This window comes from Pandoraea sp. NE5 (assembly GCF_024363545.1).
Lineage (GTDB): Bacteria > Pseudomonadota > Gammaproteobacteria > Burkholderiales > Burkholderiaceae > Pandoraea > Pandoraea cepalis.
Genome location: NZ_AP025517.1, coordinates 3,905,355 through 3,919,815, shown reverse-complemented (window position 1 = coordinate 3,919,815; position 14,461 = coordinate 3,905,355). Strand labels below are relative to the sequence as shown.

The following is a 14,461-nucleotide window of genomic DNA, read 5'->3' as shown; positions in this document are numbered from 1 at the left end:
ACTTGCCGTGCCTGCGCAGCCGTGGCATGGTGCTTCTCACCTGCACACTTCGTGCAACCAGTACGTCCGGACGCGTGTTGATGCGCGTTCGCCCCCCTGCCTGTCGGAGCGCCCATGCTTTCCACCACCCCGAGCGAACTCGCCCGTAACCTGCTCGTGATTCTCGTGCTCAGCCTGCTGATGATCGGCACGTTATGGGTTCTGCTCCCGTTTCTGCCGGCATTCATCTGGGCGGTGACGATCGTCGCGTCCACCTGGCCATTGCTCGTTGGCCTGCAACGCCGCCTGTGGGGCAAACGGTGGCTCGCCACCACCGTCATGATCTTCGGCATGCTCGTGATCGTCGTCGCGCCGCTGTCCGCCGCGATCGGCACACTGATCGGGCACGCGTCCGACATCAGCGAGCAAGTGCACTCCATCGGGCAACGGGGCCTGCCGATGCCGCCCGACTGGCTGATCCGCATCCCCGTGGTCGGCCAACGCGCCAGCGAAGAGTGGCAGGCGCTTGCAGCGGCGGGCCCCGGCGGTCTCGTCGCGCGGATTCAGCCTTATGCCGTCAAGGCGGCGACGTGGGGATTCTCCAAGCTGGGGTCGATCGGCCTGCTCGTGGTTCACCTTGGCCTCACGCTGATCATCTCCGGCATTCTCTTCATGCAGGGAGAGCGTGCGGCGCGCGCGCTGATTCGCATGGCGCGGCGCCTCGGCGGTGATCGGGGAGAAGAATCGGTCCGGCTTGCCGGAATGTCGATTCGCGCGGTGGCGCTCGGGATCGTGGTCACGGCCGTGACGCAGTCGCTGCTCGGCGGCCTCGGCCTGTGGCTGACGGGGGTGCCGCTGTCAGGCTTCCTGACGGCGCTGATGCTGGTGCTGTGTGTCGCCCAGATCGGTCCGTTCCCCGTGCTGCTCTCGAGCGTGGCGTGGCTCTACTGGCAGGACAGTCCGACGCTCGCCACGCTGCTGCTGGTGCTCTCGGTCTTCATCGGCATGCTGGACAACGTCATGCGACCGATGTTGATCCGCCGGGGGGCCGATCTGCCGATGACGTTGATTCTCGCGGGGGTGCTGGGGGGCATGTTGACGTTCGGGATCGTTGGCCTGTTCGTCGGGCCGGTGATTCTGGCTGTGACCTATACGCTGCTGAACGCGTGGATCAACGAGGGGCTGGCCCGTCCGCCGATGTCGCCGAGCGGCGCACCGGCGGCGCCAACGTCCGCCGCGCCGGCGCCGGAGGCGTCGCCGACTGGCGCGGTGGCGCCCAAGCCCCCGGCAGTGCCGGACGACAAACATCGATGATTGCCTCGGTCTGCGACGGTGGGCTGTCACGCCCAACGGACGCATTTTTCGGATTGCTTCACCTGTCGCCGCTCGCCGCGACGTGGCTAAATACTTCCCGTCCTCACATGAATACGGGAAGTATCAAATGTCACACGCTACCGCCTCCCCGCTACCTGTTGCGCGCGCACAGCGCTCGCCGCGCGTGCTGCGCCGAGCCCGCCTCGGCGACCCGCCGCTGTTACGCCGGGTCGGCAACGAACTGACTTATACGCCCACGCGTTGCCGCGTGAGTGCAAGCCTGATCGTCGGCCGCATCAATCCGTGGTGGCAACGACTGTCGTAGGCGCACCTCGATCACACTCACCTCTGCGAGATTTCGCCAGGGCCATAAACGACAAACGCGCCGCCCGGAGAACCGGAACGACGCGTCGCGGGTGCATCCGTCAATACGCCCGGCAAACCTCCGGGCACACGTTCGCACCTCACGCCGATCGCGCTTATCTCGCCTTCGCGGGCAGGATCTGACCCGAGACCTCGCCGAAGCCCACGCGGTAACCATTCCCCTGGCACCAGCCGGCGATCATCACGGTATCGCCGTCTTCGATAAACGTGCGCTTCGCGCCGCTGGCAAGCGTGATCGGGTTCTTGCCGTTCCACGTCAGTTCGAGCAGGCTGCCGAACGAGTCCGGCGTCGGGCCACTGATCGTGCCAGAGCCCATCAGGTCGCCAACGCGCACATTGCAGCCCGAGACCGTATGGTGAGCGAACTGTTGCGCCATGCTCCAGTACATGTGACGGAAGTTGGTGCGGCAGATGGACGTCGCCTGCGCATCGCCGTCGGCTTGCATCAGCACTTCCAGCACGATGTCGAAGGCATGCTTGCCCTGCTGCTGCAGGTACGAGACCGGCTGCGGATTCTGCTCGGGGCCGGCCACGCGGAACGGTTCGAGCGCTTCCATCGTCACCACCCACGGTGAGATGGACGTGCCGAACGACTTCGAGTTGAACGGACCGAGCGGCACGTATTCCCATTGCTGCAGGTCGCGCGCCGACCAATCGTTGAGCAACACCATCCCGAAGATGGCCGCTTCGGCCGCGTCCACGCTCAGGCTGTCGCCCAGCGACGTGTCACGACCGACGATGAAGCCGGTTTCGAGTTCGAAGTCGAGCTTGCGGCACGCGTCGAAAATCGGGCGCGGCGCATCGGGCAACTTGATCTGTCCGTTCGGGCGATGAATCGGCGTGCCGCTCACGACCACGGAGCTGGCCCGACCGTTATAGCCGATGGGGATTTCCAACCAGTTCGGCAGCAGCGCGTTGGCCGGATCGCGGAACATGCTGCCCACGTTGGTCGCGTGCTCTCGCGACGAATAGAAGTCGGTGTAGCCGGGCACTTGCACCGGCAGATGCAACGTGACCTGTGCGAGCGGCACAAGTGCCTGAGCCCGCAACGCGGCGTTTTCACGCAGGGCGGCATCGCCGTCCACGGCGAGCAGCGACGTCAGGCGCGCGCGCGTGGCGCGCCACGCCGCGCTGCCCAGTGCCACGAACGCATTGATGGCGGGCTGCGAGAAGACCGTCGCGCCACCGGCCTCGGCGACCTTGAGCACGCCGGCGGCTTCGAGCGCCGCCAGGTCCAGTACCTGATCGCCAATGGCCACGCCAACACGCGGCGTCGGTTGCGACGCGGTGCTGAACACGCCGTACGGCAGGTTTTGCAGGGGGAAGTCGGTCACGCCAGTGTTGGCGGACGCGACCCAGCTTTGTGGGAGTGCTGACATAAGGAATTCCTCGTTTGAGACAGCGCATCGGCCGGCGCTGCACCATCGAAGGGTGCGGCCGGCCGTGTCAGGGGTTGGCGACGTTGCGACGCGAGGCCGCTTACTTCTGGTTCGGGTTGAAGTGCTTCTTCAACCCTTGCCAGCAGGTGTAGTAGTTGTCCTGCCGCTGCTTGGTCTCCAGCGCGAAGCGTGTGGGGCGGATGATCGCCGGCGTCTCGAACATGAACGCCATCGTCGCGTCGACCTTGTGCGGCTGGCTCGTGTCAGCGGCAGAAGCCTTTTCAAACGTGTCCGCATCGGGGCCGTGGCCCGTCATGCAGTTGTGCAGACTGGCGCCGCCCGGCACGAATCCCTCGGCCTTGGCGTCATAGACGCCTTGGATCAGCCCCATGAACTCACTGGCGATATTGCGGTGGAACCAGGGCGGGCGGAACGAGTTTTCCATCGCCAGCCAGCGCGGCGGGAAGATCACGAAGTCGATGTCGTCAACGCCCGGCGCATTGCTTTGCGATTGCAGCACCAGGAAGATCGATGGATCCGGGTGGTCGAAGCTGATCGATCCGATCGTGTTGAAGTGACGCAGATCGTACTTGTAGGGCGCATAGTTGCCATGCCAGGCCACAACGTCAAGCGGCGAATGACCGATGTCGGCACGCCACAGCGCACCGCCAAACTTCGCCACCAGCTCGAAGTCGCCTTCGACATCCTCATAGGCCGCCACGGGCGTGAGGAAGTCGCGCGGATTCGCCAGGCCGTTCGAGCCGATCGGACCGAGATCCGGCAGACGGAACAACGCGCCATAGTTCTCGCATACATAGCCGCGCGCGCGGCCATCGGGCAGCGTCACACGGAAGCGCACGCCACGCGGCAGCACGGCGATTTCGTAGGGCGCCACGTCGAGCACACCGAATTCCGTCGCAATCCGCAAACGGCCTTCCTGCGGCACGACGAGCAACTCGCCGTCGGCGTTGTAGAAGAAGCGGCCGTCCATCGACCGGTTCGCCGCGTACAGATGAATGCCGCAACCGCGCCCGGCATCCGGGCTGCCGTTGCCGGCCATCGTCACCATGCCGTCGACGAAATCGGTCGGCGCCTCGGGCATCTGCAGTGGGTCCCAACGCAACTGGTCCGGGGGCGTCGGCACGTCGTCGAAACGGCTCAGCCAGCGCGACGCCGCGACGGCGGTGAACGGCTTGTGCATCGCGGCAGGACGAATGCGATACACCCACGAGCGACGGTTATGACCACGCGGTGCCGTGAACGCCGTGCCCGAGAGCTGTTCCGCATACAGGCCGTACGGCGCACGCTGCGGAGAGTTCTGCCCGACAGGCAGCGCACCGGGCAATGCTTCGGTCGCGAACTCGTTGCCAAAACCGGACAGGTAGCCCAGCTCCCCCTGTATTTGATCTGCTTGACGCATAAGTAGCCTCGTCTCCTGATGTCGAATGGAAATATTGTCCGACAAGCGATGACATTTTGCGATATAAATAGACGAATCCACTCTATTCATAACGCGAATAATATCGCCGCCTCATGATTTCCTTACGCGACGTCGATTTGAACCTGTTGGTCGTCTTTCAGGCGGTACTCACGCATCGGAGCATTTCTCAGGCCGCACGCGAATTGGGGCTGTCTCAACCCGCAGTCAGCAACGGGTTGGCCCGCCTGCGGCAGACGTTCGACGATGAACTCTTCACACGCACCGGCGCGGGCATGCAACCCACGCCGTTCGCCGAGGCGCTCGCCGAGCCTGTCTCGGTGGCCCTGGCCGGCATCTCGCGCGCCATCAATCACCGGGAGGCGTTCGATCCGGCGAGCAGTCAGCGGGAGTTTACGTTGGCAATGACGGATGTGGGGGAGGTGTACTTCATGCCGACGCTCGTCGATCTATGCACCCGGCTTGCGCCTGGGGTACACCTGCGCACCGTCCGAACGACGTTGCCCGACCTGAAGGACGCCATGGCGTCGGGGCGCATCGACCTCGCGGTGGGCGCGTTCGACGATCTGACCGGGCCATTTTTCCAGCGCCGGTTGTTCCGTCAGCAGTATGTGAGCCTGTTCCGCATCGGCCACGCGCTCGACACGCCGCATGCAGGGCTGGCGGAATTCCAGGCCGCACGCCATCTGTTCGTCGCCACGGGCGACAATCCTTATGCGCGCGTGAATCAACTGCTGGCGCAGGCCGGCTTCGGGGCCGACGCGAATGTCTGGGTCCCCCACTTCATCGCCGTGCCGTACGTCGTGAGCGTCAATGATCTCGTGGTCACCGTGCCGCAGAAGTTTGCAGAGCGTGCCGCCGCGCCGTTCGGGCTGCGCTTCGTCAAACCGCCGCTCCGGCTGCCCGCGCTGCAAACGAATGTGTTCTGGCACCGTCGCTACCATCAGGACGGCGGGAATCAGTGGCTACGCCAATTGATTTCGGAGCACTTCGCCGAGTCGTGACGACGAGCGCCTGACGCTGCCGTCAGGCGTCGTTGGCAATGGCATGTCCCTGCGCACGCAGCCAGTCGTTCCACGCGGCGTCGAGCACTTCGAACGCCGATTCCATCTGTCCGACGGACGCCTGGGGCGCCAGATGCTCCACCTGCGCCGCGAGCGATGCCAGCGAACTCAGCCCGAATGCCATGAAACCGCCCCGCAAACGATGCGCGGAATGACGGAGAGTGTCGCGCGATGGGTCGACCAACGCTGCCCGGCAATTGGCGATGTCCTGATCGGCAATCTTCACGAACGTGTCGAGCATGTCGGACAGCGGTGGCCGCCAGTCCTTCGCCGATGTCGAGTCGGAGGACGGCGTCGGTCCGCTGTCGATCAGGTCCGATGACGCTGGAAGCGGCGCGATGTCCACGCACAGCGAGGGATAGCGCGCCCGTATCCGTTCAATCACGCGCAACAACGAGCGCGCATCCACCGGCTTGTAGACGACGGCGTCGAACGGGGACGTCTCGTCGCGGTCGGTGCGCATTGTGACGTCGGCCGTCGCGACGATCACCGGCACATGGGCCGCGCGCGCCTTGATCTGCGTAGCCAACGCATGCCCGGAGAGGTGCGGCATGTTGGCATCGGTGATCACCAGCATGTGGGATTCCGCATCGAAGGCGTCAAGTGCCTCGCGCGGGTCGTGATAGCAATCGACCATCGCGCCCAGTCCTTCCAACTGCCGGGACAGCAACATGCCGCTGATCGGATGATCGTCCGCGACAAGCACGTACCACCCGGCCAACGGCTTGATACGCGCCTGCGCGCCGGGGGCGCCGGGGGCGCCCGGCAAGTCACCGCTCGCGGCAAGCCCGGGCGCCGACACGAGGCCGAGCGCATCCCAGAGCTCCGCCTGCTGGAACAACGCGATGTCGCGCGGCCACGCGGGGGCGCTGCCGGCCGGACGATCGACCGGCGTCGAGCGCAGCAGATACACCTCCGAGCCCGCCATACCGCGCACCGGCCATTCGTCGGCAAACATGAGCAAGCCCGCGTCCTGAACGCGGCCACTGCCCGAAGACCACGATACCGCGTCGTCATATCTGACCGGCAGGTAACCCGCCCGACGAATCAATGCGTCGAGATACGCATGGCGGCGAGCGAGTCCGCTCACATACGCAAACGTCTCGCCTCTCCCGACGACGGGCAACATCTCGCTGTCCGACGCCCAGGGCAGACGGAGCGTGAAGCGCATTGTCGTGCCCTCGCCCTCCTGACTGTCGACCTGCAGCACGCCGCCGAGCATACCCACGAACTGATGCGAGATCGCGAGCCCCAGGCCGGTGCCGTGCTGCATGCCCGGCTCCGACGTACTCTTGCCGAACGGCCGGAACAAGTCCGCCAGATCGGCAGGCGCAATGCCAACGCCACTGTCGCTGACCGTGAAGGCCACGTCACAGCCCTGAGGGTCAGTGCGCGTCACCATGGCGCTGAAGGCGACGTACCCTTTCTCGGTGAACTTGATGGCATTGCCGACAAGATTTGTCACGACCTGTCCGAGTCGCAGCGCATCGGTATGCACGGCACGCGAGAGCTGCGGGTCGATCATCCAGTCCAGCGTGAGTCCCTGCAACCGCGCACGTCCCGTGAACGACAAGCCGATGGCTTCGAGCTCCTTGAGCAACAAGCCATCGCGGCCATTCAGTTCGAAGCGACCGACCTGAATCCGAGAATAGTCCAGCAGATCGTTGATGAGATCGAGCAGATTGCGCGTCGAGCTTTCCATCACATCGACGTAATACCGATGATCTTCGCCCAGACGCTGCGCGCTCAACAGTTCAAGCGACGCGAGCGTGCCATACAACGGCGTACGCATTTCGTGGCTAACGGTCGTCAGGAAGACATCCTTGGCGCGATTGGCGCTCTCGGCGGCAAGCCGCGCCTTGCGTTGCTCCAGTTCGAAGCGGCGTTGCTCTGTCACGTCGGACAGTGTGGCGATGAGCACCGACTGTTCACGAAAGACAGTATCGACGAAGCTCACGGCGTAGTGACGCTCGCCGGCGTCGTCGATCGCGCTCAGCAAACGCCGCACCGGACGCGCCACCACACCGCTGTGCAGTTGGCGGTACATGCGCGTCAACTCGCCATCGCCCAGATTTCGAAGCAAATCGACGGTGCCCGCATACGCAGGATTGCTCATCACCACACTGGGCTCGAAGGGATCGATGATCGCCATGCCGACGGGGGCCGTCTCGATCAGGGTTTGCGTGAAGGCGTCTCGTTCGAGCAGGGCCGTCGTACGTCGACGCGCCGGCTCGATCATGCGTTGGCGCATGTAGCGCATCCCGGCGTACACGGCGGCCGCATAGAGACACAACAGCAACGTGGCGCCGATCAACAGCGTGGCATTTTGCTGCAGTAAATCTATCGGACGAACGGTATACCGGACGAACCACGGCGACGACGCCGGATGACGCTCGAAGACCAGACGCTCGCCGTCGTAACGCACCGCCATTTGCGCGTCACCAAAGAGCGGCAACGTGGCGAGCGTACGCAAATGTCCCAACGACGAGAGCGACGCGCCGGCGCTTGCCACCACGAACCCGTCCGCCGACACCAATTGGAGGGCTTCGCCCGTGTGCTCCAGCGTTCGCAGCCGCGGCGGCACAATGCTGTCGGGCGCCATGGTGGTGCCGACGTAGGCCATCAGATGACCGTCGAGATCGCGAATTGGCACGAAGCTCGAGACCGCCGTCAAACCGGAAAGTGCATTTTTGTAGTTGTAGGTCCAGAACGGACCGTCGTTGCTCGTGGGACGACGCGCGGCATAACGCTCGACCTTGTTGATCTCGGCGAGCGTCGCGTTGGTGTCACGCGCGAGATCCGTCGCGCTGACGGGCTGCAGGTCGAACGACGTACGGCGAGCGGCAAACGCGCCGTCCGCCGAGATGATGAAGGTTTCGTCCTGCCCACCCAGCGCACTCCAGAAGTTGGCATCGAGAATCATCAACCGAAGGGTGAGGCGCGCCAATCGCTGCGCTCGCTCAGCCGGGATCTCCGCCAGCTTGACAATCTGGAAGTCGCCATCGAACCCCACGCCGGCAACGCGCTTCGCCGTGCCGATCGGCATGGTAAGCAGCGGGCCCAGAATCCGATCGGTGAGTGATTGTGTAACACCGCCCGGACGAACGTTGCTCGCCAGTGCGGCTTGCGCCATCGTACTGGCCTGCTCGTTGAAAATTTCGACGTCGCGGATCTCGTGGCCCACGGTCGCGAAGAACGTCGCCGTCTTCTGCCCCCCTTGCCAGACCATGCCGAACAACGCGTAGGACACCACAGCGACCCAGACCGACAAACCAAAAAGCAGGGCCAGCAAGCCACCGATACGAAGCAGGCGGCCTGCAATCGCGATGTCACGCGTCATCGTCGCATCGGACGCGGACGCCAATGTCGTATGTCGAGTCAAACTCAGACGGCGCTCGGCATTTCGACTTCGCCGTGACGCGAAAACTGAACCGGGCTCGAGACGTGCAGCTTGAACAGCTCCATATCGGTACGGCAGCCCAACTTGCTCATCGCCATGCGTTTCTGATTGTTGATCGTCTTGGCCGAACGCTTGAGGGCATCGGCAATCTGCGACACGTTCAGACCGTCCAGGTACATGCGCAGCACTTCCATTTCCTTCGGGGAAAGCGGACGGCGAGCGGTCGGCTTGCGGCGCATCTGCTCTTCGAGAATCTGCTCGGCGCGCCCCCCCCGATAGCTCATGCCACGTCGGCAACGCTCCACACACACCGTGATTTCGCGCAGATCGTCGGACTTGGTCATCACGCCCAGCACGCCGCAACTGTCGAGCGCGTGGATGATGGCCGGTTGTTCGATCGAGGTGAACACGATGATCTTGACGTCCGGATACTTGCGACGCACACGATTGATCATGACCAGGCCGTCGCCAAAGGTGCCGCCGGGCATGCAGTAGTCGGTAATCAGCACGTCGACCGAATTCGTCTCCAGTGCCTTGAAGAGCTCGGTCGAGTTGGTGACGGGCGGCAGCACGTGGAAACCCGGATCCGGGGACAGCATTTCACGCAGTGTCGAGGCGATGATCGGATGATCATCCGCGATCAGAATTTTTACCATCATTTTGCAGAATCCTTTTAAAAGAAGTCAGCCGTGGGCGCGTGCGATCCTTCGCCGTGTCTACGCGTCATGGCTTCCCAAAAGAGGAATGTGGGTCGAGCCAACACACTCGGTGGTCACGAAGGCGTAACCGCGTTACTACTGTGGACGCCGGCAGGCCGCGACCCGGCGGCGCATCGCCACCTCCGGCCCGGTGCGCCGGAAACGTCATCGCTATCCGGCAACGCCGGCGGCGCCCGCACCCTCGACCGTCGTCCAGCCAGAGCACGTCTTGTGGCCCGTCAAGCGCGCTGCGCCAGTGCCCATGACAGGCTTGACGCAATAGCGAAGGCGCACTCCGCGCAAACCCGCCGACGGCATCATCTCGCGTGCTCGTGCGACAACGCGAATACGCGTCGGTCCCGACGCCGCTTCCCATTGATGCACGCTGTGGGTCTCAGGCCAATCGGCCATCCATCGATACGTCCCGCTCACCACCTGACCGACCTTCGGCGTGGCACTCATCGCCACGGCGGCGGCGACCGGCCGCATCCGCGTTTCAACCGCACGCGGGGCCGCAGCCAGTTGCGCTGCCACCGACGGCGGCGTGCCGACGCGTTCCGACGCCTGCCCCGCCGCCGACACACCCGGTGTCGATGCCTGGTATTCACTGCATCCCGCGAGCCACGTCATCAGAAGGGCGCCGCTCAGGCGTGTCAGCGTAGCAAAAGTGAGGTGGCCCATGACTCGCTTGGCACTCGAACAGCGGAACGAGGAGGACGCCGAAGCGTCAACGTATGTCGTGGTCATCGATGCAAAGCCAATCGACATACCGCGTGACACTTCAACGTCACGCGCTGATTTGCGACCAGCAGAAATATAGGATAAATCTACAAAATCCAGCCATTTTGGATCTCCTTATGGGAAACATCCTAGTCCAAATTAGGCGGATTACCGAATGCGAGGCGCGCAGCGCACGCAATATGCGGCGCCTCCATGCGGGAACAACTCGGATTACGTACCCGTCATGCAAGCACCACGTCTCAGTGGACAACCGGGCGACGGAAAGATTCATTCCATGCATTCCCGGGATGTCAACCACGATGGGTACGCAGCGGGTACGAGAATGCAAGTGACGTCGTGAGTCACTCGCAAGGCGTAGCGATTTTTGAAGGATCTGCGTGTGCCGCGCGATGGCACAACCGCCGCTGCGGCATGTCAGACGCCGAAGGCTTTGGCGAACATGCCCAGGGCGACCGCGGCCATCAGTGCCGAGAAGATTTGCTGCAGTCTGGACGCCGCGATGTGCGGTGTCAGGGCGCGCCCGAGCAGCATGCCGACGATGCCGCCAACCACGAACATCCACCCTTGGGGGCCCGGATGCATGCCGTTCCACCAGGCGTTGGCCACGGTGCCCGCGGAAATCAACGCGATGACGAAAAGCGACGTCGCCACGACGCCGTGTACCGTGATGTCGGTGAAACGCCGCAACGCGGGGACGATCACGAATCCGCCCCCCACGCCCAGCAGTCCCGACGCGAAGCCCGACACCGCGCCGATGAGGCCGAGCGTGGCGGCGACGCGCCGCGTCCAGTGCAATCGTCCCGTCTCTGGATTCATTCGGCATGGCGGTTGCGGCGCGGCACCGGCCGACGCCGCCAGATCGGTGCCTTTATCGGTGCCCGCTGTCCCGGCGCGCGACGCGCGATACATGCGCACCGCCACGACCATCATTGCGATGGCGAAGAGTCCAACGAGCCAACGTTCCGGCAGTCGGTGAGCCATCCACGTGCCAAGCGGCGCCACGGCGACCCCGATCCCGGCCATCAGCATTGCCGCGCGATAGCGCACGAGGCCGACACGCAGTCCATGGGCGCTCCCCACGGCGGCACTTGCGCCTACGGCGAGCAGGGCCACCGGGCCGGCCTGCGGCACGCCCCACCCCAGCCCGAAGACCAGCGCCGGCACAGCAAAAATGCCGCCTCCCGCACCGGTCAAACCCAGCACGAGGCCGACCGCGGCCCCGAGCAAAGCAGCCATCGGGGAAGCACTCAAAAATTCTAGGGACATGGCAAGGAATCCAGCGGAAAGCGACTTGGCGGCCCAAATCACTATTAGTCATATGCTTATGACCATGGATTATATAGAGTCTACAAACAACGGAAAAGTCCCAATCGGTGGGGGAATCGCGAGGCCTGATGCGTCAAGCAGGCAGGGCAAAGCAGGCAACGTCATTCAGACGTCGCCGTACCGGGAAGCGGCAAGCCGCAAACAACGATGGAAAGGTTACCCGCCTTGTGGCGGTTCATCGCGCCGGGTCGAAGGCCCATCCGCGGCATCGAGTTCGGCGAGGATATCGCACGTATGGGCCCCTGGCGCAGGCGGATCCTGATACGTGACCGGGCGCTGGCCATTAAGCCGGACGGGCGAAACGATGGTGTGAGTCGTCTCGCCGCTGGGCAACACCACCGGCCGCACCCAGCCCATATGGGCCACCTGCGGATCGGCCAGAACACGCGAATAGGTGCTGATCTCCGTACATGGCACGCCCACGGCAACCAGCCGGGCGAGCCACTCACTGCGATCCTCCTGCACAAACACGGTTTCCAGCACGTCGCGCAGCGCAGCTTGATGGCGCGCTCGCTCGCGCGCGTTGACGAAACGCGAATCGTCGAGCAGATCGACGCGATGCATCAGCGCGCAAATCGCCTGCCAATGCGCTTGTCCATCGAGATCCATGCCGAAATAGCCATCTCTGGCCCGAAACGTGGGCCACGGTGCCGACGGCCCACCGAAGCGCGCGGCCTCCTCGTCGTCAATTGCCAGCGGCGACAACTTGCTTCGTGTGGCGGCCACCGTCCCGCCGTATCGATGCCGCTCCGTACCCTGCGCAACATCGGAGGCGGCGGCCGACGCCTCCCCGGGCACCAACCCGGCGCGCTGCGCGGCTAGCGCGCCCTGCTCACCCGCGTGAAGTGACGCGATGGCAAGCGTTGTGCCGAGCATCGGCACGTCGATGTGAACACCGCGGCCTTGCTGTTTGGCAGCGACCAGCGCCGAAGACACGGAGAACGCGGCATAGAGTCCCGCGGCCAGATCGGCGACCGGCAAGTCGCGGGGCGGCTCCAGCCCCCCCGGCGACGCCCCCAGCATGCCTCGCAACGCGTCGAGCGCTGGCACGCCGGGCTGCGGCGCCGCGCGCGGGCCATCCTGACCAAACGCGGAGATCGACACGTAGACCAGGTGCGGCTGTACGGCCGACAACGCGTCGTAACCGAGCCCGGCGCGCGCGAGCGTTCCCGGTGGCAAACATTCGACGACAACGTCCGCGCCGCGCACCAGGGAATGGGCAAGGTTGCGGCCGTCGAGCGTGAGCAAATCGAGTGCGACGGAGCGCTTGTTGCGCCGCAGGCCGACCTGGGCCGATGCGCCGAGCGGACTCGAGTTGTCGTTGGCATTGTCGTCGACCGGATCGTCGACCAAGATAACGTCTGCGCCCATGTCGGCCAGCAACAAGCCGCAGTAAGCAGCGGCCGCGCCACGACTGAATTCGATGACGCGGATCCCCGAGAGTGGTGCGTTCAATATCTGACCCCTATTTGCCTGGCGTTTCTTGTTGTTCTCAACCCTTGGCAACCGTCTGACGCGGCGTTCACGCATTCTAGAGCAAATATTCCACGCCGGTCACGGCAGAAAATGCGGCATCCACGAGGCGCGTTGCCACCGGGCAACAGGGCTGCCGAAGGGGACATCGCAACATGCGTCTGACATAGACGCCGTGCATGGGGACGTACAGGAAACGCTCATATCGGCGCCCGCTCGCGGCCCCGTCGTCACAGCCAGCCGGCCTTGCGGAACTTGACGAACAGCAGCGCATCGATGGCGATCATCACGGCAATGCACAGGGGGTAGCCGTACTGGAACTTCAGTTCGGGGATATCGGCGAAGTTCATGCCGTAGATTCCCGCGATCATCGTGGGCACGGCGAAGAGCGCCGCAAATGAACCCAAGCGCTTGGTTGTCTCGTTCTCAGACAGCGAGATCATGCCGAGATTGACCGACAGCGCGGTCGTGACCATTTCGCGCAGCAGATCGATATTCTTCGTGATGCGCTGAAGATGGTCGAAGACGTCGCGAAAATACTCTTGCATGCCGCCACAGAGCTTGGGCGCCATCGCCCCGAACAGCTTGCTGACCGCCTCCATCAGCGGCACGCAAGCGTGCTGCAGTGTAATGAGCCGGCGCTTGAGTTGATACAGGTCTTCGATGATCGCGCGTCCCTTCGCGGGGGCATTCGGCGTGAAGATCTGCTCCTCGATCGCTTCGAGCTGTGCCTCGAGTTCGTTGAGTACCGGGAAGTAGCTATCGACGATGGCATCCATGAGCGCGTAGAGCACGAAGATCGAGCCCTGACGCAGCAGATTCGGCTCCTTCTCCGCGCGGGCCCGCACGATGCCGAGCCCCTGCGTGGCGTTCGAGCGCACCGACAGCACGTAGTTGTGCCCAGCGAAAATCGCCACCTCGCCCGTCGAAAAATCCCCGTCGGCATCCTTGTTCAGCACGTGCAGCACGGCGAACAGCGAGTCGCCGTACTGCTCGATCTTGGGTCGCTGGTGACCGTGCTGCGCGTCTTCGACGGCCAGGTCGTGCAGACCGAACTCATGTTGCATCTGCGACAATTCGCCGGGCCCGGGGTCCTTGAGCGCCACCCACACGAAGCAGTGCGGGCGCTGTAGATAGTCCGAGATTTCATCGGGATGCAGATCGGCAATCTTGCGGCCATCCTCATAGGCCACGCAATTCACTAGCATTCGTCTTCCTGGTCTAGGCGACCGCCCTGCCCCCGGCGCGAGCCCGGGACACCGTGA

General features: G+C 64.0%; 11 protein-coding genes. 3 read left to right on the top strand and 8 right to left on the bottom strand.

What is annotated here, in order from left to right:
• The first annotated feature begins 114 nt into the window (after nt 1-114).
• Nucleotides 115-1,293, top strand: a complete 1,179-nt coding sequence (gene ydiK, locus PanNE5_RS17855; protein WP_261938506.1) for an AI-2E family transporter YdiK — start codon at nt 115-117, stop codon at nt 1,291-1,293.
• A gap of 127 nt (nt 1,294-1,420) precedes the next feature.
• Complete coding sequence (locus PanNE5_RS17850; RefSeq protein WP_261938505.1) at nt 1,421-1,618, top strand: hypothetical protein; 198 nt, start codon at nt 1,421-1,423, stop codon at nt 1,616-1,618.
• 154 nt (nt 1,619-1,772) lie between these two features.
• Here the strand turns inward: PanNE5_RS17850 and fahA are convergent, their stop codons facing one another.
• Both fahA and hmgA read right to left on the bottom strand, forming a co-directional pair.
• Entirely contained in the window at nt 1,773-3,056 is a 1,284-nt protein-coding gene (gene fahA, locus PanNE5_RS17845) for a fumarylacetoacetase (protein WP_261938504.1), read from the bottom strand.
• A 100-nt stretch (nt 3,057-3,156) separates the two neighbouring features.
• A complete protein-coding gene (hmgA, locus tag PanNE5_RS17840; protein ID WP_017232236.1) occupies nt 3,157-4,476 on the bottom strand; it encodes a homogentisate 1,2-dioxygenase in 1,320 nt (439 codons plus the stop codon).
• Nucleotides 4,477-4,589: 113 nt separating this feature from the next.
• Between hmgA and PanNE5_RS17835 the strand changes: the two genes are divergently transcribed.
• On the top strand, nt 4,590-5,498 hold the full coding sequence (locus PanNE5_RS17835) for a LysR family transcriptional regulator (RefSeq protein ID WP_017232237.1): 909 nt from the start codon (nt 4,590-4,592) through the stop codon (nt 5,496-5,498).
• Nucleotides 5,499-5,520: 22 nt separating this feature from the next.
• Here the strand turns inward: PanNE5_RS17835 and PanNE5_RS17830 are convergent, their stop codons facing one another.
• The 6 genes from PanNE5_RS17830 to corA form a co-directional block, all read right to left on the bottom strand.
• On the bottom strand, nt 5,521-8,898 hold the full coding sequence (locus PanNE5_RS17830) for a hybrid sensor histidine kinase/response regulator (RefSeq protein ID WP_261938503.1): 3,378 nt from the start codon (nt 8,896-8,898) through the stop codon (nt 5,521-5,523).
• A gap of 44 nt (nt 8,899-8,942) precedes the next feature.
• On the bottom strand, nt 8,943-9,617 hold the full coding sequence (locus tag PanNE5_RS17825) for a response regulator transcription factor (protein ID WP_017232239.1): 675 nt from the start codon (nt 9,615-9,617) through the stop codon (nt 8,943-8,945).
• A gap of 210 nt (nt 9,618-9,827) precedes the next feature.
• Nucleotides 9,828-10,337 (bottom strand): hypothetical protein, encoded by a 510-nt coding sequence (locus PanNE5_RS17820; RefSeq protein ID WP_150562965.1) that lies wholly within the window; start codon nt 10,335-10,337, stop codon nt 9,828-9,830.
• Nucleotides 10,338-10,811: 474 nt separating this feature from the next.
• Nucleotides 10,812-11,663, bottom strand: coding sequence for a sulfite exporter TauE/SafE family protein (locus PanNE5_RS17815; RefSeq protein ID WP_254440947.1), 852 nt, complete (start codon nt 11,661-11,663; stop codon nt 10,812-10,814).
• Nucleotides 11,664-11,879: 216 nt separating this feature from the next.
• Nucleotides 11,880-13,178: a CaiB/BaiF CoA transferase family protein gene (locus tag PanNE5_RS17810; protein ID WP_261938502.1), complete on the bottom strand. Its 1,299-nt coding sequence runs from the start codon at nt 13,176-13,178 to the stop codon at nt 11,880-11,882.
• A gap of 248 nt (nt 13,179-13,426) precedes the next feature.
• Entirely contained in the window at nt 13,427-14,404 is a 978-nt protein-coding gene (gene corA / locus PanNE5_RS17805) for a magnesium/cobalt transporter CorA (protein ID WP_017232243.1), read from the bottom strand.
• Nucleotides 14,405-14,461: the final 57 nt, after the last annotated feature.

Coding starts and splice junctions, on each gene's coding strand:
- PanNE5_RS17815 (WP_254440947.1), bottom strand. CDS start 11,663: ATGTCCCTAGAATTTTTGAGTGCTTCCCCGATGGCTGCTTTGCTCGGG.
- PanNE5_RS17825 (WP_017232239.1), bottom strand. CDS start 9,617: ATGATGGTAAAAATTCTGATCGCGGATGATCATCCGATCATCGCCTCG.
- PanNE5_RS17820 (WP_150562965.1), bottom strand. CDS start 10,337: ATGGGCCACCTCACTTTTGCTACGCTGACACGCCTGAGCGGCGCCCTT.
- hmgA (WP_017232236.1), bottom strand. CDS start 4,476: ATGCGTCAAGCAGATCAAATACAGGGGGAGCTGGGCTACCTGTCCGGT.
- corA (WP_017232243.1), bottom strand. CDS start 14,404: ATGCTAGTGAATTGCGTGGCCTATGAGGATGGCCGCAAGATTGCCGAT.
- PanNE5_RS17850 (WP_261938505.1), top strand. CDS start 1,421: ATGTCACACGCTACCGCCTCCCCGCTACCTGTTGCGCGCGCACAGCGC.
- PanNE5_RS17830 (WP_261938503.1), bottom strand. CDS start 8,898: ATGACGCGTGACATCGCGATTGCAGGCCGCCTGCTTCGTATCGGTGGC.
- ydiK (WP_261938506.1), top strand. CDS start 115: ATGCTTTCCACCACCCCGAGCGAACTCGCCCGTAACCTGCTCGTGATT.
- fahA (WP_261938504.1), bottom strand. CDS start 3,056: ATGTCAGCACTCCCACAAAGCTGGGTCGCGTCCGCCAACACTGGCGTG.
- PanNE5_RS17835 (WP_017232237.1), top strand. CDS start 4,590: ATGATTTCCTTACGCGACGTCGATTTGAACCTGTTGGTCGTCTTTCAG.